Genomic DNA, 23,331 nt, shown 5'->3' on the forward strand with positions numbered 1-23,331 from the left:
GCCATTACCTTCAGTATTCAAAATCTTATTTTCTAGAAAATAAATTCTCTACGACCCATGCCGGGCCAATCATTAAAAACTGAAGATCTTTCAAGAACGAAGGTTTTTTTCCTTCAATATTATGTCCGTAAAATTGCCCAATCCACGCGATGACAAACACGCCAATAGAGAACACCCATAACGGTACAAACTGACCGATATAATAATTTACCACCAAACAAATAGCAGAGAAAATAGCAATTTTAATAGCCATTAAAACTGATAATCGAATATAAAAAACGAGTACAAAAATTAAAACAACAGCTGCCCAATTTTCGATAATGGGAGCGTTTAATTGTAATGTATTGGCAATAATTCCACTCGGAATACTCATCAGTAAACCAACTATCGAAAAGTAAATAGCAGGCACGCAAACATAATGAATCGCTTTGTTTTTAGGGTTTTGATGACTTACAGCATATTCTGCAAACCATTGGTCTAAAGTTCTCATTTTTTCGGTTTTAAGGTTAGTTGCGTAAATCTAATAAAATTTCTTTTAGCTTTTACCGTGCTGTATTTTCATAATTTCATTGACGATAGCAACGGCTTTTTCAAAGGTTATTCCGTTTTCCTGATCAATAGTCAAAGGATGATTTTCTTCGATCATTTTTATTTCCGGGACCAATCCTAAGTCTTGTTCAATTGCAATTGATTTTAACGATATTGTTTTGCCGTACGTTGGAACATCGGTCTGCATCCAGCCAAAATAGGGTTCCTGATGAACTCGATTTGAATCTTCCCATAAATCCATTCGCACACAAAAATTAGCCTCACTTATTGTAGTCCAGACATTAAAAACTAAATCTTCATGATAATCGATTATGGGTATGGTCAATCTTCCGCGGTGAAAGAAATGCTCTTCATCGACATAACACCAGCTGCCGCCATACTCAATTCGTTGCTCTCTTTCTTCAAGTGGAATTGAAAAATAATAAGCAGGAAATTCAGCACCAAAACATAAAGGCATTTCATCAAAGGTTTCATTACAACAAGCGCAAGTGTAACTATTGTGGTTGGTTTCAGAAAAAGATGTACTCATATTAAAGGTCTCTGATTTTAGATTTGATACTATCCGTAAATATAAGTATCAAAAAAAAAGTGCGCAAAACTATTTTAGACCTTTTGCGCATTTTTTACATCAGATTAAGTAATGCGTCAAAATATATTATTAGTATCCGTAACCTGAATTAATTTTTTAAATCGGCTTCTGTCATAATCGATTCGACTTGCTTTTACTGCAATCGGAAAAGAAATACCGATGTTCGATGTCATTTTTAGTTTATTCAGATTGCTTGTCGAAAAATCAAGTTTACCATCGGCAACGTCATTAAGGCTGGCAACAAAATCTGTATTTAAGGTAAAATCAGTTTCAATATCGACCACAAGGTTTTGGGCAAAAACGGTTCCTGTTGTCAACAAAAGATAATTTTGATTAATGTTTTTTAGAAGAGAAGGATTCGGGTGCAGAAAATCAGCTCCATAAAAATATTCTTCAAGATTCCCAATCGTATATTCTTTGGTAACCGAATTGCCATAACTAATCGTTACCGATTTTCCAGATTGTATTTTTGATGTAATTCCGATTGTTCCGAGTCCAAGCGTTTTTAAAATTTCTCCCAAAAGTGTAATTCCGATATTAAATCCGTACTCATCTTTTTTGGTATAATCGACATTCAGGGCTGCGTTCTCGATTTCTGTCAATACAATATCGCTCTTAAAAGCGTGGCCGATATTGTCGTAGTAAAGCTGAGCCTCATCAAAAGGTTTTTTCAGCCATAATTGTAGTGGTTTATGATTTCTAACTGGTCCTTCAATTAAATCATAACCTTGTTCGGTTAAAAATGTTGATAGTCTCATCGTAGTGGTATTTAAAGTTATAGGTAGTTTGGGTGATCAGATAAATTTGTTTTTGGTTACTCTTTTTAGAAAATTAATTGGCATCTAATATTCTCATTTATAGGATTTAGCTATCACAAATTTATTAAATATTTATAAGTTAATTCGCAATTTTATGATTCCTTTATATGTTATTGACTGATAAATAGTAACTTAAAAAACAAGAGTAATTGAATACCAAAATTTAACTCAAATTGTGAATATCTATTTCGCAATTAATGGATTTTATTTGCGTTAAAATCTATCTTTGACATCCTTAAATTAAATAGAAATGAGCGCAGTTTGGTACGAATGCAAAGTAAAATATAGAAAAACAGATGATATTGGTGCACAAAAGGTTACGACAGAACCTTATTTGGTGGATGCAATATCCTATACAGAAGCCGAAAGCAGAATCAATGAAGAAATGGCGGCGTATGTAAGTGAAGAATTTAAAATCACAAACATAAAAGTAGCAAACTATGCTGAAATTCATCCGTTCGAAAATGCAGATCGTTGGTTTAAATCGAAAGTTTCTTTAATTGCTTTTGATGAAGAAAGTGGAAAAGAACGCAAAACCAATATGTATTTGTTAATTCAGGCAAATGACGTAAAAGAAGCCTATGATAATACGGTTTCGGTTATGAAAGGTACAATGGGCGATTATACCATCCCGGCTATTTCAGAATCGCCAATTATGGATGTTTTTCCATATTTCAGTGGAGAAGAAGGAGATTTAGAACAGATCGAAAGATTCAATGCGCTTAAGGGATCAAAACCAGAATTAGTAGCCGTAGGGGATATGGGTGAAAATGTAGAAGATTTGGTTGAAGCTGATAGTGAGTAATGTGTTTCAAAATTATAATTGTAAGAGGGCTTTTTAGCCCTCTTTTTTTTGGCAACTTGTTGTCCTCCTGAGGAACGAAGGATCACACAAGAAACTCGGTAAAGCTGCTCGACAAAGATTGGGAAATTACTGTGTGGAGCTACTAGTGCGATCCTTCCTGCGTCAGGATGACAAAAACAGAACAACAACTCACAATTGATAATTATAATCAAAAACCCCATCCCACAAAGCATCAATCGTAACAAGCGCTTTCTCTAAAGAAACAACCTCCCATTTTCCATTAGTTTCTAAGCCAAGGCCAATATTTTTCAATTTATCTAAAGCCTCTTTCACATCAAAATCAATTGGTGTTTTCAGTGTTGTTTCAAACCAGGATTCAATTTGATTGTCTAATTCTTCGGCGGTTAAAGATTCTTCGTTATTGTATAAAAAAGAATAAGCTAAGATAGTTTCCTTAAGCATTTCTTCTTCTGAAGAGTTCAAAAGAGAGTAAAATGCACCGCTGTTATTTCCCAGATTCTTAAAATACAAACTATCCGAAAGTATTTTAGAGTATCTGATTTTCTTATTTACAAAATTATTGTATTGACGGAAGCAATAAGCAGCTAAAATTCCTAATGCAATTAAACCCTGATTTAGGGAAGTTTTGCTGTTCAATAAGTCAATAGTTTCACCGGTTTGATAAGCCTCGTACATATTAATCAAAGCCGGAATTACTTTGGCACTTAACAATGAAATCCCACCAAAAAGACCGGGAACCCAAAGCAATAATTTGTCTGTAGTTGACATTCTCGGAATCGCATTTGGGAAAATCGTTTCGAGGTCGTTTTTAGGAACACGTTTGAAAATTTTTAAAACTACAGAACCCGGTTCAACGGGCATTTTTCCTAATTTAACTTTCTTTTCTTTTAAGAAATTTGTGTCGTTGTAATGCAGGTAAATCAGTACGCGATCGTAGTACTCGATTTCGACTTCTTTCTTCCAGAAGAAATATTTCTTAACCTTTTCTTTGGCTGTATGTTGTCCGCGCACATACATTTCATAATCCTTAAAAGCATTAAAATCGATGGAAAGATTCAAACCAATCAAATCTGATTCCTTAAAAGCAACATCTAAAGTTTCCTGATCAATTCGCGTATAATTTCCGAGCGCTAAAACAGTTAATAAGGTTTCCTTAAAAACGGAGAAATCACTTTTTCCTATAAAACTTTTACGCTCTTTGTTGCTCAAATCCGGATCGAACAAAGCATAATTTTGTTTTAGGTTTCGGTTGAGGTTAAAGGCTTCATAATGAAAATAATGTTCGATTATATCAAACAGTTTTTTAAAATCATCAACCTTTTTTGGGTCTTCAGAAAAAGAGGTAAGTTGTTGTTCGAGTAAGAATTCCTTATTAAAGGGAATGTAATTTTCTCGTGTCATGTTTTGTAGGTTCTTGAAGTGCTAAGGTTCAAAGATACATCTTTTTTAAAGGTTCATAGGTTCATAGTGACAAAGGTGCAAAGGTTTTTTCTTAAAGATTTAAAGGTTATCTTCAGTTTGTTATCATGAGATTAAAAGCTAACTAATTACACTCTACTGTAGAGATAGTTCTGTTTCGGTATGCAGCGCACAAACCCAATTATTATTTTCTTTAATCCAGGTAGAAGTACAGACACATTTCATCTGGGTATTTTGTTTGGCGTCTGTCATTTCTAATGCTATCTGGTATGCTGTTATCGCAGTATTCTCGGCAAGTAATTGCGTTTCTACATTAGAAATATTCAATACCTTTATTTTATTGCCATCTGCTGATTCAAACATCTTTTTAAATGTGGCTTCATCTACACTTTGTAAACCGGTTTTGCCTGCTATTATACAAGGAAAATGAGTAAGATTTTTTACCGTTTCATAATCGTGATTTTCCATTGCCTGCCAATATTTTTTTTCCAGTTCAATAATTTGCGATCCCATAATCATCTTTATTTAGGTTAAACAGTACTACAAAGTTTACAATAATATTAAAATGTAAGTACACTTTTAACATAGATTTAATTGATTTTTAAAAAGAATAATTTGTTGATTATAATGTAATTTGCATTAAGGTATAAAGATTGTTTTATCTTAATTTTATTCTTTTTTCAGCTCAAAATTAGCCAATATGTGGATCTTGAAAAGAAAGTAGAAAGTTGCTGTTCGCGTAAGAATTCTTCATTAAAGGGAATATAATGTTCTCGTGGAATATAAATTTGGTATTAATTATCGTGGCATTTATAGAACGGAAAAATATAAGCTGAAATTTAATTTAAGAGAGACATTATGTTTTTTTAGGTGGGACTTTAAAGTAATAAATATAATTTGCCTTAGTATTGCTATTCCAGTTTTAAAGTAGAGACACTTTCAGTCTCTCGTCAAACAAGTCTCTGCACTTTAGTTGCGAATGGTTTAGTTAAAACAAAAAAGGTTCAACTATTAAGTTGAACCTTGAGATGAAAAAAGATTTTTATAATACTATTGTAACTTATTAATTAGATTATTGGTTATTCATAAAGACTTAACTACCCATATAAGTAATTGACATATAGGAAGACATTGTAACGTCATAATTGATATTTGAAACTTGTAAATTCCAAGTGTTACTAAAATATCTAATTCCAAAAGTACATACTTGGCCTTTTAGCATTTTTTGCATCCCTGAATATGGAATTACAATTGGAATGGTCACACCATTGGAGGATAATAATGGCTGATTTAGTGAAGAAAATGATGCATTACCATTTGCAAATGTTGTTTGCCCTGGTTTTGAAATTCCTACTCGGGCAAAGGTACTACGTAAATCAGCTCCCGTGCTGTTATACAATAAGATAACACATTCAAATTTATAATAACCATCAATAGGGGCTGTAAATATGCCAGTATTATTATCATAAGTATTACCCGGATCAAATCTTTTACCTTTAAAAATTAACGCATTTATTAAATTTCCTAAATCAGGTCCTTTAAATGCATCAGCTTCGGTATTAAATCCGCCCGAAGCTACTAATTTTGTAGGAGTACCTACAAGTGGTGGCTCTGTGATTTCTGTTTTTTTGACAATACCATCAGTACCGATAATAAGAGTATAGTCTTTACCAGGTGTCGGATCTATATTGGTTGTAACTCCCTCAAGCTTTAATGGATCTACAGTAGCTTTAACATGTAACGTATTTGTAGGGACACTTGTGCCAATACCGACATTGTTTGTCGCTTCGGCAATTGTCAAGGCATTTGAGTTTTTTAAATTATTCCAAATACCAAACAGTCCATTATTTTTATAAATGCCAAAATAATTTGAATTGGTAGTGATACGGTCTGCTATTTGTAAATCATTTTTGATATACGCATTTTGTATGTTTAAAATGTTTTTAGACGACATGTCTAAATTTTGTGTCGCAATATGATTTCCTAAATTGTCTCCAATTGTAGAAATATTTACCCATGTTGGTGTTGTACCCACTGTTTGCAAAACTTGTTTATCTGTACCGGCAGTCAAACTTATATCAGTATTTTTAAATGCATTATTAGCACCCGCAGAAATTGCAATTAAGTTCTTGCCTGTCATTGTACCGGCACCTGTAGTAGGTGCGGGACCAGCAGGACCTGTTGCTCCGGTATCACCTTTCGGGCCTTGTGGGCCTGTTAATCCTTGTATACCTTGTGCTCCGGTATCTCCTTTAGGACCAGTTGCTCCAGTCAGACCTTGAATACCTTGTGCACCTGTATCACCTTTCGGGCCTTGTGAGCCTGTTAATCCTTGTATACCTTGTGCTCCGGTATCTCCTTTAGGACCAGTTGCTCCGGTCAAACCTTGTATACCTTGCGCACCTGTATCACCTTTTGGCCCTGCTGGTCCGGTTAAACCCTGAATTCCTTGTGCTCCTGTATCACCTTTTGGACCTTGTGGCCCGGTAGCTCCCGCTATAGTTGATGGGGCTGCCCATCTAATATTACCATTTGCATCTGCAGAAACCGCTACCGAACCTGCAGCCGGAATTGATCCGTCTGTACCTTTTGTAATTTGTGCTGAAGTAAGTGTAGTTTTACTTGTTGTCTCATCAATAGTCAGAGCATTGGCATTTTTCAAACTATTCCAAATACCAAATAATCCATTGTTTTTATAAAGACCAAAATAATTTGTGTTAGAAGTTACACGGTCTAATATTTGCGCCTCATTCTTAATATAAGCGTTACTTATGTTAAGAATGTTTTTAGAAGACATATCAAGATTTTGCGTCGCAATATGATTTCCTAAATTATCAGCCCCACTAAAACTCGTTCTGGGTACATATTTTAAAACGCCATTAACATCGCTTACTAAAACGTTATCAGAGGAAGTTCCTGCTTGTAATCCCTGAATTGCCAAAGTGAAAGCTGATGTTGTGGTTAAAACGGAAGGCTGTGTTAAGGCACCACCTAATTGTATAAAGCCATTATTAGCTGTCAATCCATTGTTTACACCGGTGTTAATGGCTACTTTTTCACCATATTGTGTTACAACGGTCTTTGTCTGAGCGAAAATAAATCCACTTTGAATCAATAAAAGCACACATGTAATTTTTTTCATATTGAATGATTTAGCTGTTTTTATAAATTTTATAATAATTACCAAATGTGATATTGAAAAAAAGTTCAATATTTTTTTGTTTGGTCATAAAACAGTTGCAAAATTAATCTTGTCATATGTGGTTTAATACTTATAGAAGTTTTAATTGTAACAGAATAAGATCAATATACCTTTCGTAAAAAAAACAACAAAACTATTTTCAATACGTCTAATTATGAGCTATCTAAGTCTTTTTAAAGAAACAAATGATGCAGGTCCTGTTCCTGTTGCCCCAGTACTAAACGCAACAATAGTTCCGCCACCACTTGCGTTAGCAACACGAAATGAATAATTTTTACCTTGTGTCAATTTTATTGCCGTGACGAGGGTGTAAGTTTGGAGTCTTTTATTCATTGGACTGTTGATTGCTGAAGCAGTATATTCGTCATTTACGCGTGCCACCCAATTGCCGGCAGCATCATCCCATACTCCTATAACAGGAAATTGTCCAGCTTTATCGACACTTAAATGGAGTAAGATATTTAAAGTCAATTGATACGTTCCCGTAGCTTCAACAGTAAAACTATTTGTAGATGAATTTGCGATAAATTTTCCTTTGTTGTCAATGATTACATTCCTAAAGTTACCTATCGTAGATGTAATGCCAGTAGGTGAAGGGAAGTTAAAATCTGCATCCATTAATGCTGTTATTTCTTGTGCAACTTGTAGTTTTCCATCAATTGCAATAACGGTTCCTACTTCATTAGGAATAATATTTATAGAAGGAAATGCACCTTTTTTAAACGTTCCGTCTGATGTAACAACGACGGGAGAGTCTGTTGTGCTGGTACTGCCTATTAATCCTTCAATTTTTATTGGATCAGTGGTTGCTTTTATATGTAACACATTTGTTGGCGAAGTTGTGCCAATACCTATATTGTTTGTTGTTTCGTTTATTGTTAAGGCATTAACACTTTTTTGATTGTTCCAAATACCTAAAGAGCCATTGTTCTTGTAGATTCCGAAATAGTTCGAATTAGTGTTTAAACGATCTAGAATTTGAACCTCATTTTTTATATATGCATTTTGTATGTTTAAAATACTTTTGCCTGACATGTTCAAATCTTGTGTCGCGATGTGATTTCCCAGATTGTCACCACCGCCAAAGCTGGCTCTCGATACATATTTTAAAACTCCGTTTGCATCGGTTACTACTACATTATCAGAAGCACCCCCAGCCTGTAGTCCATTTATAGCCAAAGTAAAAGCAGCTGTTGTTGTTAAAACTGACGGCTGGGTTAGGGGACCTCCTAATTGTATAAATCCATTATTGGCAGATAATCCGTTATTTGCATAGGGGCTAATAGTTACTTTTTCCCCAAATTGTGTTACTACTGTTTTTGTCTGAGCCATTATGAATCCGCTTTGGATTAATAATAACAGGCATGTAATTTTTTTCATTTTAATAATTTTAACTTTTTTTTCTAATTGGCTTATAGTTTTTGGATTTGATTTTCTATTGCTTTTTTTGATTCGTTATTGAGTTTGTGGTATTCCGCTTTTAGCATGTCGCAAATGATACCAACCCGGTCGCCGCGAATCGACTTTCGGATATAATCATACGAATAGCCGTGTCTGTCTTTTATAATCTTTAGGACATCTTGATTATAACTTGGTTTAGTTTTCTTATTTTTGTCCATTGCTTAGTTTGTATTAATAATAAGACAAATTTAGTAAGACATTTTCTAAAAAAGTATCAAAATAAGACATTTTCTAAAATATTTACATTTATGAATGAAAACACCTTAAAAAGAATAAAACAATACCTGGATTCAAAAGGCATTAGGGTCAGTGTTTTTGAAAGAGAGATCGGTTTTTCTAACGGTTCTTTTGCCAGCCAATTAAAAAACGATAAAACGATTGGTGTTGATAAATTAGAAAAAATTCTTAGGATATATACAGATGTCAGTGGTGATTGGCTCTTGACGGGTAATGGAAATATGCTAAAAGAGGATATTTTAAACGAAACACCGACACCTTATAATAAAATCGATAAAGTAAATCCGGAAGAAGCTATTAATTACAAGGAACTAGCAGAAGCCAGAAAGGAAACCATTGAGAGTCTTAAAAAATTGATTGCACATCTCGAGGCTCAATTAGCGGAAGTTAATCAAAACAAAAAGTGAGATCTCAGATGATCATGTAGAAGCATAATAAAAGCGCAAATGTCAGGGACGTTTGCGCTTTTTAAATAAAACTATTTGGCAATGGTTTAAGTTCAAAATAAAAATAAAAGTGAGATCCATAATCGTTATCGATTATAATCTCACTTTTTCCCCAAAAAAAGTATTAAACATTCAAGGTTTTCTACCTACTGAAAAACCATGATAAATATGCTCCACCATATTGACAGCAAGTTTAAGAATTATTAAAGACTGAGCACCACGTATTTATACGTGTTTTTGATAATATGTAGTAAATTTAACATTGGAAGTGTTTTATCGTGCTTTCGCTTTTAGTTTGTCTTCCTGAGGAACGAAGGACCACACAAGAAGCTCGACAAAGAAGCTCGACAAAGAACTTCGGCAAAGAATATCACATAAATCCTTCACAACATTGCGTAATCACTTTGCGGAGTTACTAGTGTGGTCCTTCGTTCCTCCTTTAGATTTGCTTTTTGAAATTTAATTAAATTTATGATTGAGAAAGGAAGCAAAAGTAAACTATTCGTTCCTCTGAGTTTGTGACTCATATCTTGATTAAGACTTTCGCTTCCCTTTCATCAAAGACTCAGATAGAAATTTGGGCTAGAGACCCGTTATCAAGGAGTTGAGCTTATGATGAATTTCTCAAATCATTTGTTGAATCGTAAAAGCAAAGTTATGAAAAACATTATTATTGGCATTGATATCAGCAGTAAGACTTTAGATATCTGTATTAAAAATGAGACAGTAAGCTACTTTTCCATTGAAAATAAAGTACCTGTTATTAAACGTTTCTTGAAAAGCTACTCGGGAGAAAAGGTAATTATAGCTATGGAAAACACAGGCAGATATAATTGGAATCTGTTTGAAGTGCTTGAAAAATTTGATTTTAAAGTTTATGTAATATCAGCTTTACATATCAAAAAAAGTATAGGACTTGTTAGAGGTAAAAATGATAAAATTGATGCTCTTCGCATTTGTAATTTCATCGAAAAAAATCATCAGGAAAGCAGAGAATGGAAGCCAGGTTCTTGTTCGATTAAAAAGATAAAAATACTATTAACCGAAAGAGCTTCAAGAATAAAGATTAAAAAGCAGCTAATAGTGCAGCAGCATGATTACAAACTCATGAAAAGTATTGGCTTAGATAAACAGCTAAAAGACTTAAATATTAAGCTTATTAAAGATATTGACGTCCAAATTAAGATAATAGAAAATGATATTGAAAATATAATCCAAAACCAAGAGAGTCTTAATCAACAACAGAAATTGATTAAATCTGTTCCTGGAGTAGGTCAGGTTTTATCATGGACATTGTTGTCAAAAACAGAAGGATTCACAACTATAACTGATCCTAGGAAAATGGCATGTTACAGTGGAGTAGTTCCTTTTGATTTTCAATCTGGAACATCATTAAAAAGAAGGCCTGGAGTATCAATGCTTGCTGATAAAAATCTAAAAACTATTCTGCATCTGGCAGCGATGAGTGCGGTCCGATCAGATAATGATTTAAGAACATACTACATTAGAAAAGTTGATGAAGGAAAGAATAAAATGAGCGTTTTAAACGCTGTGAGAAATAAAATAATCCATCGAGTTTTTGCGGTAATAAAAAACCAAATCCCTTATCAAAAAGATTTGGTTTTATCATAGAAATCAGGATGACAATATTGCGTGTTGGTTGTCGTGTATATCCGCGATCGGAGCAAAGCGACAAAACCTGAAACCTGAAACCTGAAACCTGAAACCTGAAACTTCTTTCCCAATAAATCCCCAATTGTAGCTGGAGGCATTTCTATTAGCCTACCTTACCAAAAAACAAATGTCAATAGAAGAGAAGGTTAGGCAGGTTGAAGCATTGTTTGATCGTCTTGAAATTGAAATTACGGCTTTCCAGTTTGAAACACATTTGCATTGCAACGCCGGTTGTGGCAAATGCTGTTCTACGCCTAATATTGACGCTTCTCCTTTAGAATTTTTACCCTGGGCTTTTCATTTGTTTCTGAATCACAAAGCCGAAGCAACCTTAAAAGAATTGGCCGCGACTACCAGTAAAAATTGCTTTTTGTACCGCTCGCTTTCTATTTTGGAATATCATAAAGGAAGCTGTAGCAATTACCGTTACCGCGGTTTAATTTGCCGCCTTTTTGGTTATGGCGCGACTACAGATAAATTTGGAAAACTGAGATTAGCTACCTGCAAAATCATAAAAGAAGAGCAACACAACAACTTTAATAAAGCCGAAGTAGCGATCAACAACGGGACAAACATTCCCATTTTTGCCAATTATTATATGAGATTAGCCCAAATCGATCTTAGAATGGGAGTGAACCTGCTTCCGATAAATGAAGCTTTGAAAATAGCGATTGAAGAGGTTTTACATTATTATGCCTATAGGCCTTTTCCGGGTGGGTTGGAGAATATTGCTTAGGATAATGTTGAATTAAAAGACATTGCTCAGATGGAGATTACACAATGTTCTGTCCCAAATCTTGCAAAGAGTTGTTTTTTTATTATTGTAAATTTGAGAGTAATTGAAACACTACAACCAATTATTATGATATGGAAAATATAGCCACCACCAAAACTCAAAATTTCTTCCGAATACTTTTAGGTCTCTTTATGATTACTGCTGCTTTTGGGCATTTTACTTTTCAGCGAATCGATTTTCAGGCACAGGTTCCGAATTGGGTTCCGATGGATAAAGATCTTGTAGTAATACTTTCCGGAATTGTAGAATTAGCAATAGGTCTTACGCTGATTTTTCTAACTCGTTATAAAATACAAATAGGGATTGGGCTGGCTGTATTTTATGTACTGGTTTTCCCTGGGAATCTAGCCCAATATTTAAACGGAACAGATGCTCTGGGCATGAACACGGATCAGGCGCGATTGATTCGGTTATTTTTTCAGCCTGTTTTAATTTTGTTGGCTTTGTGGTCTACTGGGGCGCTTGGGGTTTTGTTTAGGAAGAGATTTTTTAATTAGAAAATTAGTCAATTAGAAAATTAGATAATGGGTTCAGTTAGGAGTAATACGGCAGGAAGAAGAATTATCTCATTGCGAAATTCTCTCATTGGCACATTCTTTCGGCACATTATAAAAGAATTTGATACTTTCTTCCTACGGGAATGATTTCTCCGTTTGACAGGCTTAGTGTTTTGGAAGTTTTTGTTTTGATTTCTTTAGTGTTAACAATATAAGAGCGATGCACTTGCAAAAACTCTTTACTGTTTATTTCGTCGCTGATGCTTGAGAGAGAACCGTAGATAATAATTGGAGATTTTAGTTTTTTGCTATACAATTTCATGTAGTTGCCAAGGCTTTCAATATAGAGAATATCGCTCAAAAGCGTGTCGATCATTTGACCGTTTGAGCGGTAGGAAAGCGTTCTTTCGGTGGAGGTATTTTCTTTTTTTAAGGTTTTTCCGGAATAATAGGTTTTGGCTTTTTCGATTGCTTTCGAGAATTTTTCAAAGGAAATAGGTTTCAGTAAATAATCAATAGCATCGTTTTGATAGGCCGAAAGTGCAAAATCAGAATAAGCGGTAGTGACAATCGTAATAGGGCGATTGGGTTGTAATTCCATTAATTCTATACCGGAAATCACGGGCATATTAATATCTAGGAAAATAATATCGTATTGGTTTTCGTTGAGCATTTTTACTGCTTCCATACCACTAAACGCACTACCGGAATGTTCCAGGTCGTCACATTTTGTAATGTGCGAAGCGAGTGCCTTGTGTGCCGGTGTTTCGTCGTCAATGATCAGGCAACGGTAGGTAAGTCCCATATAGTCAGTTTTACGCTAAAGGTGTTTTTTTCTTTTTTGCAGTTTAGTTCGTGTCTTAAACCGTAAACTTCCAGGCGCCTTTTAAGGTTTTCAATTCCAATTCCGGTGCCGGAAAGCCTCGAACCCGAATCTAAATAATTGTTTTTTAAGGTAAACGATAAATGTCGGCATTTTACTTTTAAATCCAGCGTAATAAAAGGTTCGGCGGTTTCGCCTGAAAATTTAACCGCATTTTCTACCAAAGGTAAAAAGAATAAAGGCGGAATATCAAGGCTGTTAAAATCACCTTCATAGTTTTGAGTTACGTTCAGCCTTTCATTTCTAAATCGATAATATTCAATGTATTTTTTGACGAAGTCAATTTCTTCATTGACTAAAACATAATCTTTTTTGGTGGCTTCAATCTGATAACGAAGCATGTCTGAAAGATTCAGGATTCGATCAGGTAATTTCTCTGGTTCGGTTAGCGATTCTCCATATAAATTATTCATTGCATTCAATAAAAAATGCGGGTTAAGCTGCTGTTTCAAAAACGAAAGTTCTGACTTGTAATTCATGATATCCTTATCTGTCTCTGTTACTTTTTTCATTATAACCGTATGCAGAAAATACAAGAAAGTACCATTGCAGATTAAAGAAGAAATCGATAATGTCTTGATTCTTCCCAATCCCACATAATAGAAATAATAGGTCATGAAAACATAATAGCAAGCCCAGAAAGCAAGGAATAAAAACCAGAACATTCTGATTTTCTTCGTAAAAAGAAATTTCCTGATGATACAAAGATTACTGAACAAGATGCCAAAATACATAGGTAAATATCCCAGACAGATATTTTGTAATAGAATAAAAGGGTCTTTTCCGCTATAATTAATTTCATCGTAGACTCCCACAAAAATAATCCCTATAACTATAGTATTTACAATGAGGTTTCTGAAAAAAAAGTTCTGGTATATTTTGAGCACTGTCATAACGGCAAAATTAACGAAATAGTGTAGTTATCACTCTTTTACGACTAAAAATTATACAAACGCCATTCGTATAAATAATACGCCACTAGTATAATTAAACTATTATAGTCGCTGCTTCTAAATTACTTTTGACACCGAGTTTTAAACCACAAATTCCAAAACAAATTTTAAAATTTTACCGGTTTATGAGAACAAAAATCATTTGTGTTTTAGTGGTATGTGCCTCTTTGAAAACTATGGCTCAGGAGAAAGAACCAGGAATGAAAACCTTTGGAAAAGCAATAGTAGACAAATTTCCGACAACGAGAACTTTTGATGTACAATACGAACAATTAGGACCATCCAATTATGATTCGGAGTTATTGGGAGATCAATTTGAAAGAGGACGGATGGAGAGCCACAACCGATTCAAAGCTGCTTTTAATTTGCCTTTTTATACTTCAAAATCTAAAAGGTTTGTTTTGACGAGTTCCCTTCGATACAAATATGAAAGTTATGATTTTGGAAATATTTACAATTATAATAGTACGCAAACCTATACCAGAAACACAGAGGATTTTCATTATTGGGCAGCCGCAGTAAGCGCGACTTATATGTCATCACTTTTTAAAAAAACCGTTATCTACAATGTCACGTCAACAGTTGATGGAAATGAAGATAATGTGCAGCGTTTTAAAGGGTTTTCTTCGGCAGTTATAGTACTCAAACGGACTCCGAATACAACTATTACAGTTGGTGCTCTGGCGTTATTAGATCCCTCGTCTATTATACCGGTAACGCCGCTTTTTAGCTTGAATCATAAATTTAAAGATTCAAAATGGGATATGGATTTTATCCTCCCGCAACGTCTTTTGTTTAGAAGGGAACTGCTTGAAAACGGAAGAATTTCGTTTGGTACTGAGTTGAATTCAGAGAATTTTTACTTGAATTTTAATACTGCAAATTTAAAAGGTGTTTACGAGCTGAATCAGCTGGAACTGAAATCCGGAATTACATATGAATATTGCTTTACACCAAAAGTAATTGCATTTGTAAAAGCAGGTGTTAATAATGTTTTAAGCACGCGAATTACTGAAAAAGGAGAACGAACCAACCGCTATGTGTATGATCAGAATGAAGATACGCAGGGTTATTTTAGGGTAGGAATATCTTATAATCTTTTCCAGAGAAAATGATTTAAGAAGTAATTAAATTTAATAATTATGGTAGTTGAGATTTTTAAAACAAATGTTCAGAAAGAATCAGATACAAATTACATTATCGCTGTTATTAAGCGACAATTCCCGACCTATAAAATCAATTTTGATCTGGAAGACTGTGATAAAATATTGAGGGTTGAAGGTGTTAATTTACAACTGAATCATATTGTAGAGTATGTGAATTGCCTGGGATTTATTTGTATAAGGCTTTGAATAATTGTGAATTGTGAATTCAATTCACAATTCACAATTGAAAAAAAAGAGGTATAAATACGTAGCCGGTTATTTCTCGGTTATTGATAATTTTGTACGACCAATTTCTGAAATTAATTTACAAAAATTATATTATGATAAGTTTCATTCTTACTGTTTTCGTTTTTCTTTTGAAACAGTTGTGTTAGGCAAACTGTTTGTTTTACTTTTTCGTTAAGGAAGCATTCGCTTCGCGTTGCGATGAAAACTTCGTTGAACTGATTTAAATATTGAGCTTTATAAAATTTTCAAATTCTGAAGCTCTAATTATATTATCGTTTTGACCTTTTAAGACATGAACGGTCCCATAAATTGACAACCAATTTATCTCATCTTGAGAAATTTGTTGAGTTGAATCTTTAAATTTTTCCTGCTGAACAAAGAAGAATAAGTCGTTTGTTCTTTGTAACTCTATAATAATATCTAAACCAATAACCTGTTCGGGTGTCGGAATTCCAGTGACGGGTGGGTAATTTGGACAAAAGGCAATAATGAACCTATCGCAATATATTCTAGGGATTTCTTTTACATGCTCTAATAATTTTTTGCCATCATCATCATTAGACATTTTGCGAACTTTTACATGTTGATTAGATATGGTGGTGTTTTTTATACGAGTATTGTTTCCAGTTAATAATTTTAAGGCCATGGACTTTCCCCAATTAGAATGTCCAACATATATAAATACTTTTTTTTTCATAGGTTTAAATTTTGAATTTGCTGTTGTTATGAAGTGGGACTATTTAATTAAACTTTCTTCCTCATAAGATAATGATATACATTCTGTCCTCCAACTGTTATAATATTAGCTGTAACGAAATCATAGCCATGTGCTGACATGAAATTCAAGGCATCTATCATTGAATTGAAAACTAAACCTTCACCATTTTCATCTTTTAAAAGTGTTGCATCTGTATTACTTGAAAAATATTTAGTTCTTTGACCAATATCAATTGTTATAGTAAGTTTTGATGACATTAATTTAGAAGTTCCTAAAATTTGTAAATATTGTAAATCTAAATCTTTAATTGGAATTCCATTTATGGTTTGTCCAAAGCTTATCAAACTGATTAGTAAAGTAAAGCTGATGATAATTTTTTTCATTTTCAAAATTAAAAGTTAGTAATAGTTTGTGCAATTAGCGTTGAGAATTAAGTATAAATAAAAAAAGAACTACGCCACCAATAAGTCCAAAATAAAACCAAAATTGGATATTTGCCTTTATGCTTTCAGTACTTTTCATGATATTTCGTAAATAGATAGTTTGTTTTTCCAACAGTTCCCGATCACTAAATTCTTTTACAGTTTCAGGAGTCAATACTTTATTTTGGTTTAAGAAAGTTTTTTCTTTTTCAGTTGTTGAGTACATAGTAATTTTATTAGTTAAAATGTGATGAAATTTTTATCAGATAAATTTGAGGTTTTTATTTATCAGTTTCTGAATTTTTATCGTTTGAAACTTCTAATGGTTTAATTAATGAACTTTGGCTTTTTTCTTCAATAATTTGGTTTTCAAGAGAAGCTTTTTTAGAAGTATCAATAGTATTTGTTTTGCTAATTTTTATACTAGTTCTTATAGTATTTGTAACTTTAGGAGTGACCTTTTTTTTTGGGCTTGTTTTTTTTAAAACTCGTTGTTTTAACTCGGGCTTTTTTTCTACAATTTCTTCTACTAATTCTTGAACAGGTCGTTTGGGTATTTCAAGAACTGTATATTCTTCATTAAATATTTCTTTGAATATTTCTTTAAATTTTATTTCTTTTCTAAGTTTATAAAATAGGGGCCAAGTTTTGTAATGTACCTTAAATACTTCTCCGTTGTCGCCAATTTTTTTCATTAGGAGGTAAACTTCTTCAAATTCTTCTGTTATAATTAAATGTGCCAATTTAAAATTATCACTACTTGCACTCCAATCTTTGCTGTTAATTATTTCTTTTGCCGTATCAATTTTTTCATTTAAATATGGCGAGAGTGCTTTATTTACAATGAAATAATTTTTCGAAGAATCATTAAAATACTTATTTTGTTTACAAGCGAAATCTAATAATATTTCGGCTAATTCATATTGACCAGACGTTAGTAAAGAGTAACAAATAGAATTTAGTTTTTCATCAGCTTCTTCTAAATCATCTTTTATTAATTTCCTCCAAATTGTATGTGTTAGTTTTGTCGCTAACTCAAAAAGACATTCGTATGCTTTTTGAAAGTAAATAGGATCAACTTTTAGCCTTTGATTTAAAGTAATCTTATTTAAATTGCACTTATGATCTTTACATACTTTTAGATATTGATTTGAAACAATACCATCACAATGAACAAAGAGATTTCTACGTTCCGTTATTTCAATAAATGTTTGCCAAATAGGAAGATCTTTTCTCAACGTCATACCCAGTTTGGTTTCCAAATACTCAAAATGTTCAGTATGACTTTTACGAAGAACACTTTCAACTTCTTTTTCAATAACATATTCTCTAGCTGATTCAATTGAATCGAAATCAGTTAACTGAGAGAAAGTAAGTTCTCTTTCAGAATTGTTAATATATTCAGGTCTTATTTTGAATAGAATTTTTAGTAATTTGTTTAGAAAAGCGTCATATTGTGAAATTAATGAAACAAATAAGCTTTCGGGGATTATCTTCATTGCTAATCCTGAAATTTCTGCATTTTTAGATAATTGTTCAAAAATTTTGACATTTTCATATTTAATTGAAATAGAAGTACTTTTATCTTCGTCCTTCAGAATTTTTTCTGCGTTTTTTTCCAAAAAATCTTCAAATTTCACTTTCGCCTTTTTTTTGTGAGGTTCAAGTAAGAATGTTGTCATTGGTAAAGTGTCCTTTATTGAATCTAAATGGGTCAATAATTTTGTTAAATTCTTATTTAATTCTGTGCCATCCATTGTATTGTTTTTTAAACAAGTATACCACAAAATAAATCCTAACCACCAAGTACTTTTACGTGTTTTACTTAAATTCAAATAGTCGTATGGCTGATAAAGATCCATACATGACAAAGAAAGCGTCAAACATGAGGTAGATTTGTGTATGTATGAGGTTTAGAGATGTTATAAATGAGGTTGCTGACGTCATATTTGACCTCAAGAGCGTCAAATATGAGGCGAACTACCGTCATAAATGAAATGGAAAGTTTCATAAATGCATGAAAAGGCGTCAAGTTTGTTAAATGTGAGACAGGAAACGAAAACAAGCTATTTCATATCATAAAAAAACCTTCCGAGAGTATTTTTCGGAAGGTTTTAATTGTAAAAAATCTAATTTTTACGAAGTCGGTTCCTCAGTTTTCTTTTCGACTGTTGCTCCGGTTCGGTTAAAAAACTGCGACAGCTCTTTTGCTTTTACCTCAAATCCCGGTGTTTTAGTTCCAGATTTGTATTTGCTGTAATCGTAATCTGTTAAAGCTACATGGTAACAATCGTAATCGTGCAGGATTTTGTTGTTTTTAAGGTTGTTCACCATAGCCTCTAAACGCATAATAGTGTTTTGTAAAAACTCTCTCGAATCACAATCACTCTGAAACTCCATCCAATCAATATCAGGGCTGCTCATAGCAGGCTGGCTGTTTCTAAAGTCTCTCACTTTGTTAATCAAAAGCTTGTTTTGCTCGTTTACGCTACCATACTTGGTTCGCTCCTCAGGCGTAAGGTTTCTAAATTTTGGAGAAAGCGCGTTCTCAATACTGGTCAAAGCAGTTGTAACGGTTGTTTTTTCTGCTGCTAAATAATGCAGTCCGTTTAAATTTTCTAAAGGCATATTTTTTTGTGTTAATTATTATGCTTGTAAACTTAAAAGGCGGGTTGAGTTAGTATGTGCCTTGATAGGGTTTTGTTTTATTAGTTGAGGTTTTTAATTAGATAATTTGGGAATTAGAAAATTAGATAATTTTTAAGATGGGTGAATCTTCTAATATAAAAATGCGCAAATGTCAGGGAGACGTTTGCGCAAGATTTTTAGAGGCAGATCTGTTTTGTAATTTAAAATTTATTCAGTTCCTATTTTAAATTTTGCTCTTTGTTTTTGCGTTAAATTATAAGTTATACCGCAGAAAAAGCCGACCCTAAATTGTTTTGCGGTTAATTGTGTCTCAGGTGTAAAATCACTACTGTTGTAAGCTACATCTTCTCTATAATTAGCTTTTAATTCATCTACTTGTCTAAAAGCCGGACCGGCGGAAATAATAAACTTTTGCTTTTTTCCTATTAGCAGACTAACTCCTGGGAATAAAGAATTTAATTCAAACGTTTCTACATTTACTGAAGCACCTAATGTTAAGCCAAAAGCCCAAATACCACAGCTTCTAAAACTGGTGTGAAACATTCCGGCTAACGCAGGAGTAAATTGGTTATTTTCTGTTACTACTATTTTTTTCATGGCAGTGTCTGGGGTTCCGTCCCCATTTGTATCTACATTTACATCTGCTAAACCATATTTATCATTATTTCCAATAAAATTGAATACAATACCTGTACTGAAATCAAAGCGAACTCCTCCTCTTGTGTATTCCATGTAAGTAAATTCTCTGTTATCATCGTATTCTGAAGATTTATTCTTATCTCTATGTTTAATGCTAACATCAAATGTTACATAATCCTCTAACGGTTGTATGGGTGAAGAAACCATTTCGTATGCTTTTTCTTCTTTAAGAATTGCATGAATAGCTTCTACTTTTCTTAGTTTAGAAGATAAGTATAAAGCATCTATCGAAGCTTTTATTTTATCAACTTCTTCTTTATATAATTGATATTTGACACGAATATTTTCTTTAGCTTCGATTGATGATATTGGATCGAATATTTTCCAGTTGGTATTTGCTTGATTGTAAAATTGGTTAAAAGCATAGATACTTTTTTCAAAATCATAGATTTGAGTGCGATATTGTGGTAATTGATATAATATAAATTTCTCATCTGTAATAAATGTACTGTAAATTTCAAATTTCAATAATGGATTTAAAGCGAGTTGATAAAAATTCTGAAAATTTTCTTCAATAAATCTCAGGTTTTGAGATGTATACAATATATCACTATAGAGTTTTTGAAATTGAACAAAAGTTTGATGTACGGCTTCAACTGTATTTGAAATCTCAATTATTTCTTTATGTTTAGCAAAATTTATACTAGCTAAAGAATCAATTTCATTTTGAAATAAAATCTCTTGTTCTTGTTGTTTTTTTATTTTGTCCTCTTCATTTTTTATATCAGCTGACACATTAGCGTTTTTGGTAGCTTCGAGATTTTTTGTTAGAGTTTTTATATCGTCTGTTAATTTATCTTTTTTACTTCTTTTCTCTTTTATCAAGAGTTCATTTGTCATTATGTCTTTTTCGATATCTTTAATTTTAGCCTTTAATACTGGATCATCGGCAGTATTTTTTACAGATTCTGTTGATAGTTTTGTCTCGCCAATTGTTTTATTAGTTACAACTTCACTAATTCCTCCAGCGTTAAACGATTTTTTTAAGGCATCTTCAATACCATCTTTGAAATATTCGTCTGCAATAGCAACGTCTTCTGATTTAATAGCTACTTCATAGGCTAAACGATTTATATTTTTAATTTTTAGAACTATAGGCTCTCCAACGCGCGGACATACATTTGCTTTTGTGTATTTTTTAATTGTGAAATCATAAATGATGGTTTTGGTAGTAGTTGTGTCTTTCTGTCCATAAGACGCAAGACCTTGTGCTAAAAACAGTAATAGTAATAATTTTTTCATAGTGATTAAATTTTGTTTTTGGTATAACAACATTACCACTTTTTTAAAAAATAAGAACAAGTATTTATACGGTTTTTTATTACAAAAAGTAAACATGCGTAAGTTTAATTGGTTAATTTTTAAATGTATAGCTTAAAAGAGAATTCTTGTTTTAAGCTGATCTTGTAAAATTTATTTAGAGGTTTAATGATAAAATAATATCCAACCACAAATTATCTAATCACCACATTTCCTCAGTTCTCTAATTTTCCAATCCCCAAATTCCCTAAATTTGCGGTCTTATGAAAAAAGCTTTCCAAATCTTCGACTTCACTCAAAAAGTCAATTACAAAAACGAAATTTTAGCCGGTTTAACAGTTGCCATGACCATGATTCCAGAATCGTTGTCGTTTGCTATTTTAGCAGGGTTTCCGCCTTTGGTGGGTTTGTATGCCGCTTTTATTGCGGGTTTGGTGACGGCTATTTTTGGAGGAAGACCCGGAATGATTTCAGGTGGGGCAGGAGCAACTGTCATTGTTTTAATCGCTTTGATGAAATCGCACGGCATAGAATATGTTTTTGCCGCCGTCGCATTGGGTGGTGTGGTGCAAATTTGTATTGGGCTTTTTAAACTCGGGAAATTTATTCGGTTAGTGCCGCAGCCTGTAATGTTTGGTTTTGTAAACGGTTTGGCGGTGGTCATTTTCATGTCGCAGTTAGAACAGTTTAAAACTATGTACGATGGAAAAGTTGCTTGGTTGCAGGGTACACCTTTGTATATTATGCTGGGTTTAGTCGCACTTACAATTGGTATTGTATTACTTTTTCCTAAAATAACCAAAGCGGTTCCGGCTTCTTTGGTAGCGATTATGGTGGTTTTTGCCCTTGTGCTTATCTTTAATATTGATACCAAAACAGTTCAGGATATCGCTTCTGTTCAGGGTGGTTTTCCACCCTTTCATATTCCGGATATTCCTTTGTCTTTTGAGACCTTCAAAGTGATTTTCCCCTATTCTGTAATTGTTGCTGCAGTTGGTTTGACTGAAGGTTTGCTTACGCTGAATTTAGTGGACGAAATTACCGGAACTCGTGGAAACAGCAATAGAGAATGTATTGCACAAGGTGGTTCGAATATCTTAAACGGCTTCTTCTTCGGAATGGGAGGCTGTCCCATGATCGCACAGACTTTGGTGAATCTTGGTGCCGGTTCAAGAGCCAGACTTTCGGGAATTATTGCTGCCCTGACTATTTTAGTAATCATTCTTTTTGGAGCGCCTGTAATCGGAAAATTGCCTATGGCAGCGTTGGTTGGTGTTATGATGATGGTAGCGATTACGACTTTTGAATGGGCGAGTTTTAAAGTCATCAACAAAATGCCAAAACACGATATTTTTGTTGGAATTCTGGTTGCCGTTGTGACTATTTTGCTTCATAATTTGGCTTTAGCGGTATTAATTGGCGTTATAATTTCAGCGTTGGTTTTTGCCTGGGAGAGTGCCAAAAGAATCCGTGCCAGAAATTTTATTGACGAAAACGGAATCAAACATTATGAAATTTACGGTCCATTGTTTTTTGGTTCGATTGCCGCCTTTATGGAAAAGTTCGACATACAAAACGACCCAAATCATATTATTATAGACTTCAAAGAAAGCCGCATTGCGGATATGTCGGCCATAGAAGCACTGAACAACTTAACGAAGAAATACAGTCAGCTGAATAAGGTTGTTGAACTCAAACATCTAAGTGAAGACTGCAGAACATTACTCAAAAATGCTGAAGCGGTTATTGAGGTAAATGTGATTGAAGATCCTACTTATAAAGTGGTTTCTTAGAATGTGGCAATCTGTCAATTAGAAAATTAGATAATGCTATAGATTG

Annotated in this window: 23 protein-coding genes; 7 read left to right on the plus strand and 16 right to left on the minus strand. The window is 33.4% G+C overall.

Annotation, left to right across the window (positions count from 1 at the left end; genetic code table 11):
• Window positions 1-25 precede the first annotated feature (25 nt).
• From AC3ITQ_RS09245 to AC3ITQ_RS09255, 3 genes are all read right to left on the minus strand, one after another.
• Window positions 26-490 (minus strand): Mpo1 family 2-hydroxy fatty acid dioxygenase, encoded by a 465-nt coding sequence (locus AC3ITQ_RS09245; RefSeq protein ID WP_489238263.1) that lies wholly within the window; start codon window positions 488-490, stop codon window positions 26-28.
• Between the two features lie 45 nt (window positions 491-535).
• A complete protein-coding gene (locus AC3ITQ_RS09250) occupies window positions 536-1,078 on the minus strand; it encodes a DUF2199 domain-containing protein (protein ID WP_489238265.1) in 543 nt (180 codons plus the stop codon).
• Between the two features lie 116 nt (window positions 1,079-1,194).
• Window positions 1,195-1,896 (minus strand): gasdermin, encoded by a 702-nt coding sequence (locus AC3ITQ_RS09255; protein WP_489238267.1) that lies wholly within the window; start codon window positions 1,894-1,896, stop codon window positions 1,195-1,197.
• A gap of 310 nt (window positions 1,897-2,206) precedes the next feature.
• Here AC3ITQ_RS09255 and AC3ITQ_RS09260 point away from each other — a divergent pair, with 310 nt between their 5' ends.
• A complete protein-coding gene (locus AC3ITQ_RS09260; RefSeq protein ID WP_489238269.1) occupies window positions 2,207-2,761 on the plus strand; it encodes a DUF4494 domain-containing protein in 555 nt (184 codons plus the stop codon).
• A gap of 189 nt (window positions 2,762-2,950) precedes the next feature.
• On the opposite strand, the gene AC3ITQ_RS09265 is transcribed toward AC3ITQ_RS09260, so the two are convergent.
• The 5 genes from AC3ITQ_RS09265 to AC3ITQ_RS09285 all read right to left on the minus strand — a co-directional run bounded on the left by AC3ITQ_RS09265 (window position 2,951) and on the right by AC3ITQ_RS09285 (window position 9,022).
• The gene (locus tag AC3ITQ_RS09265) at window positions 2,951-4,183 is read right to left on the minus strand and encodes a TMEM143 family protein (RefSeq protein WP_489238270.1); all 1,233 of its coding nucleotides are present in this window, start codon (window positions 4,181-4,183) and stop codon (window positions 2,951-2,953) included.
• Window positions 4,184-4,336: 153 nt separating this feature from the next.
• Window positions 4,337-4,714, minus strand: coding sequence for a nuclear transport factor 2 family protein (locus AC3ITQ_RS09270; protein ID WP_489238272.1), 378 nt, complete (start codon window positions 4,712-4,714; stop codon window positions 4,337-4,339).
• A gap of 580 nt (window positions 4,715-5,294) precedes the next feature.
• On the minus strand, window positions 5,295-7,343 hold the full coding sequence (locus tag AC3ITQ_RS09275) for a hypothetical protein (RefSeq protein WP_489238274.1): 2,049 nt from the start codon (window positions 7,341-7,343) through the stop codon (window positions 5,295-5,297).
• A 219-nt stretch (window positions 7,344-7,562) separates the two neighbouring features.
• Entirely contained in the window at window positions 7,563-8,783 is a 1,221-nt protein-coding gene (locus AC3ITQ_RS09280; protein WP_489238275.1) for a hypothetical protein, read from the minus strand.
• Window positions 8,784-8,815: 32 nt separating this feature from the next.
• Window positions 8,816-9,022 carry a hypothetical protein gene (locus AC3ITQ_RS09285; RefSeq protein ID WP_489238276.1) on the minus strand — a complete coding sequence of 69 codons (207 nt, stop codon included), beginning with the start codon at window positions 9,020-9,022 and terminating at the stop codon, window positions 8,816-8,818.
• 90 nt (window positions 9,023-9,112) lie between these two features.
• Between AC3ITQ_RS09285 and AC3ITQ_RS09290 the strand changes: the two genes are divergently transcribed.
• The 4 genes from AC3ITQ_RS09290 to AC3ITQ_RS09305 all read left to right on the plus strand — a co-directional run bounded on the left by AC3ITQ_RS09290 (window position 9,113) and on the right by AC3ITQ_RS09305 (window position 12,514).
• Window positions 9,113-9,508 carry a hypothetical protein gene (locus tag AC3ITQ_RS09290; RefSeq protein WP_489238278.1) on the plus strand — a complete coding sequence of 132 codons (396 nt, stop codon included), beginning with the start codon at window positions 9,113-9,115 and terminating at the stop codon, window positions 9,506-9,508.
• Between the two features lie 696 nt (window positions 9,509-10,204).
• Window positions 10,205-11,179 (plus strand): IS110 family RNA-guided transposase, encoded by a 975-nt coding sequence (locus AC3ITQ_RS09295; protein ID WP_489235457.1) that lies wholly within the window; start codon window positions 10,205-10,207, stop codon window positions 11,177-11,179.
• A gap of 169 nt (window positions 11,180-11,348) precedes the next feature.
• Window positions 11,349-11,957 (plus strand): YkgJ family cysteine cluster protein, encoded by a 609-nt coding sequence (locus AC3ITQ_RS09300; protein WP_489238280.1) that lies wholly within the window; start codon window positions 11,349-11,351, stop codon window positions 11,955-11,957.
• Window positions 11,958-12,088: 131 nt separating this feature from the next.
• On the plus strand, window positions 12,089-12,514 hold the full coding sequence (locus AC3ITQ_RS09305) for a DoxX family protein (protein ID WP_489238282.1): 426 nt from the start codon (window positions 12,089-12,091) through the stop codon (window positions 12,512-12,514).
• Between the two features lie 109 nt (window positions 12,515-12,623).
• Here the strand turns inward: AC3ITQ_RS09305 and AC3ITQ_RS09310 are convergent, their stop codons facing one another.
• Together AC3ITQ_RS09310 and AC3ITQ_RS09315 are read right to left on the minus strand one after the other, a co-directional pair.
• On the minus strand, window positions 12,624-13,319 hold the full coding sequence (locus AC3ITQ_RS09310) for a LytR/AlgR family response regulator transcription factor (RefSeq protein ID WP_489238284.1): 696 nt from the start codon (window positions 13,317-13,319) through the stop codon (window positions 12,624-12,626).
• Window positions 13,295-14,290: a sensor histidine kinase gene (locus tag AC3ITQ_RS09315; RefSeq protein WP_489238286.1), complete on the minus strand. Its 996-nt coding sequence runs from the start codon at window positions 14,288-14,290 to the stop codon at window positions 13,295-13,297. The genes AC3ITQ_RS09310 and AC3ITQ_RS09315 overlap by 25 nt, the downstream gene beginning before the upstream one ends.
• Before the next feature lie 185 nt (window positions 14,291-14,475).
• Between AC3ITQ_RS09315 and AC3ITQ_RS09320 the strand changes: the two genes are divergently transcribed.
• A complete protein-coding gene (locus AC3ITQ_RS09320) occupies window positions 14,476-15,465 on the plus strand; it encodes a hypothetical protein (RefSeq protein WP_489238288.1) in 990 nt (329 codons plus the stop codon).
• Window positions 15,466-15,964: 499 nt separating this feature from the next.
• Here AC3ITQ_RS09320 and AC3ITQ_RS09325 read toward each other — a convergent pair whose 3' ends face one another.
• From AC3ITQ_RS09325 to AC3ITQ_RS09350, 6 genes are all read right to left on the minus strand, one after another.
• Window positions 15,965-16,441 carry a hypothetical protein gene (locus AC3ITQ_RS09325; protein WP_489238289.1) on the minus strand — a complete coding sequence of 159 codons (477 nt, stop codon included), beginning with the start codon at window positions 16,439-16,441 and terminating at the stop codon, window positions 15,965-15,967.
• A gap of 47 nt (window positions 16,442-16,488) precedes the next feature.
• On the minus strand, window positions 16,489-16,845 hold the full coding sequence (locus AC3ITQ_RS09330; protein WP_489238291.1) for a hypothetical protein: 357 nt from the start codon (window positions 16,843-16,845) through the stop codon (window positions 16,489-16,491).
• Between the two features lie 34 nt (window positions 16,846-16,879).
• The gene (locus AC3ITQ_RS09335) at window positions 16,880-17,110 is read right to left on the minus strand and encodes a hypothetical protein (RefSeq protein ID WP_489238293.1); all 231 of its coding nucleotides are present in this window, start codon (window positions 17,108-17,110) and stop codon (window positions 16,880-16,882) included.
• A gap of 55 nt (window positions 17,111-17,165) precedes the next feature.
• Window positions 17,166-18,641: a hypothetical protein gene (locus tag AC3ITQ_RS09340; RefSeq protein WP_489238295.1), complete on the minus strand. Its 1,476-nt coding sequence runs from the start codon at window positions 18,639-18,641 to the stop codon at window positions 17,166-17,168.
• Window positions 18,642-19,020: 379 nt separating this feature from the next.
• A complete protein-coding gene (locus AC3ITQ_RS09345) occupies window positions 19,021-19,512 on the minus strand; it encodes a hypothetical protein (protein ID WP_489238296.1) in 492 nt (163 codons plus the stop codon).
• A 228-nt stretch (window positions 19,513-19,740) separates the two neighbouring features.
• Window positions 19,741-21,474, minus strand: coding sequence for a hypothetical protein (locus AC3ITQ_RS09350; protein WP_489238298.1), 1,734 nt, complete (start codon window positions 21,472-21,474; stop codon window positions 19,741-19,743).
• Window positions 21,475-21,755: 281 nt separating this feature from the next.
• Between AC3ITQ_RS09350 and AC3ITQ_RS09355 the strand changes: the two genes are divergently transcribed.
• On the plus strand, window positions 21,756-23,285 hold the full coding sequence (locus AC3ITQ_RS09355; RefSeq protein ID WP_489238299.1) for a SulP family inorganic anion transporter: 1,530 nt from the start codon (window positions 21,756-21,758) through the stop codon (window positions 23,283-23,285).
• Window positions 23,286-23,331: the final 46 nt, after the last annotated feature.

The organism is Flavobacterium sp. KH_001, from assembly GCF_057840745.1.

Excerpts from the sequence above, each read along its gene's own strand:
- AC3ITQ_RS09245 (WP_489238263.1), bottom strand. The coding sequence starts at position 490 with ATGAGAACTTTAGACCAATGGTTTGCAGAATATGCTGTAAGTCATCAA.
- AC3ITQ_RS09250 (WP_489238265.1), bottom strand. The coding sequence starts at position 1,078 with ATGAGTACATCTTTTTCTGAAACCAACCACAATAGTTACACTTGCGCT.
- AC3ITQ_RS09255 (WP_489238267.1), bottom strand. The coding sequence starts at position 1,896 with ATGAGACTATCAACATTTTTAACCGAACAAGGTTATGATTTAATTGAA.
- AC3ITQ_RS09260 (WP_489238269.1), top strand. The coding sequence starts at position 2,207 with ATGAGCGCAGTTTGGTACGAATGCAAAGTAAAATATAGAAAAACAGAT.
- AC3ITQ_RS09265 (WP_489238270.1), bottom strand. The coding sequence starts at position 4,183 with ATGACACGAGAAAATTACATTCCCTTTAATAAGGAATTCTTACTCGAA.
- AC3ITQ_RS09270 (WP_489238272.1), bottom strand. The coding sequence starts at position 4,714 with ATGGGATCGCAAATTATTGAACTGGAAAAAAAATATTGGCAGGCAATG.
- AC3ITQ_RS09275 (WP_489238274.1), bottom strand. The coding sequence starts at position 7,343 with ATGAAAAAAATTACATGTGTGCTTTTATTGATTCAAAGTGGATTTATT.
- AC3ITQ_RS09280 (WP_489238275.1), bottom strand. The coding sequence starts at position 8,783 with ATGAAAAAAATTACATGCCTGTTATTATTAATCCAAAGCGGATTCATA.
- AC3ITQ_RS09285 (WP_489238276.1), bottom strand. The coding sequence starts at position 9,022 with ATGGACAAAAATAAGAAAACTAAACCAAGTTATAATCAAGATGTCCTA.
- AC3ITQ_RS09290 (WP_489238278.1), top strand. The coding sequence starts at position 9,113 with ATGAATGAAAACACCTTAAAAAGAATAAAACAATACCTGGATTCAAAA.
- AC3ITQ_RS09295 (WP_489235457.1), top strand. The coding sequence starts at position 10,205 with ATGAAAAACATTATTATTGGCATTGATATCAGCAGTAAGACTTTAGAT.
- AC3ITQ_RS09300 (WP_489238280.1), top strand. The coding sequence starts at position 11,349 with ATGTCAATAGAAGAGAAGGTTAGGCAGGTTGAAGCATTGTTTGATCGT.
- AC3ITQ_RS09305 (WP_489238282.1), top strand. The coding sequence starts at position 12,089 with ATGGAAAATATAGCCACCACCAAAACTCAAAATTTCTTCCGAATACTT.
- AC3ITQ_RS09310 (WP_489238284.1), bottom strand. The coding sequence starts at position 13,319 with ATGGGACTTACCTACCGTTGCCTGATCATTGACGACGAAACACCGGCA.
- AC3ITQ_RS09315 (WP_489238286.1), bottom strand. The coding sequence starts at position 14,290 with ATGACAGTGCTCAAAATATACCAGAACTTTTTTTTCAGAAACCTCATT.
- AC3ITQ_RS09320 (WP_489238288.1), top strand. The coding sequence starts at position 14,476 with ATGAGAACAAAAATCATTTGTGTTTTAGTGGTATGTGCCTCTTTGAAA.
- AC3ITQ_RS09325 (WP_489238289.1), bottom strand. The coding sequence starts at position 16,441 with ATGAAAAAAAAAGTATTTATATATGTTGGACATTCTAATTGGGGAAAG.
- AC3ITQ_RS09330 (WP_489238291.1), bottom strand. The coding sequence starts at position 16,845 with ATGAAAAAAATTATCATCAGCTTTACTTTACTAATCAGTTTGATAAGC.
- AC3ITQ_RS09335 (WP_489238293.1), bottom strand. The coding sequence starts at position 17,110 with ATGTACTCAACAACTGAAAAAGAAAAAACTTTCTTAAACCAAAATAAA.
- AC3ITQ_RS09340 (WP_489238295.1), bottom strand. The coding sequence starts at position 18,641 with ATGGATGGCACAGAATTAAATAAGAATTTAACAAAATTATTGACCCAT.
- AC3ITQ_RS09345 (WP_489238296.1), bottom strand. The coding sequence starts at position 19,512 with ATGCCTTTAGAAAATTTAAACGGACTGCATTATTTAGCAGCAGAAAAA.
- AC3ITQ_RS09350 (WP_489238298.1), bottom strand. The coding sequence starts at position 21,474 with ATGAAAAAATTATTACTATTACTGTTTTTAGCACAAGGTCTTGCGTCT.
- AC3ITQ_RS09355 (WP_489238299.1), top strand. The coding sequence starts at position 21,756 with ATGAAAAAAGCTTTCCAAATCTTCGACTTCACTCAAAAAGTCAATTAC.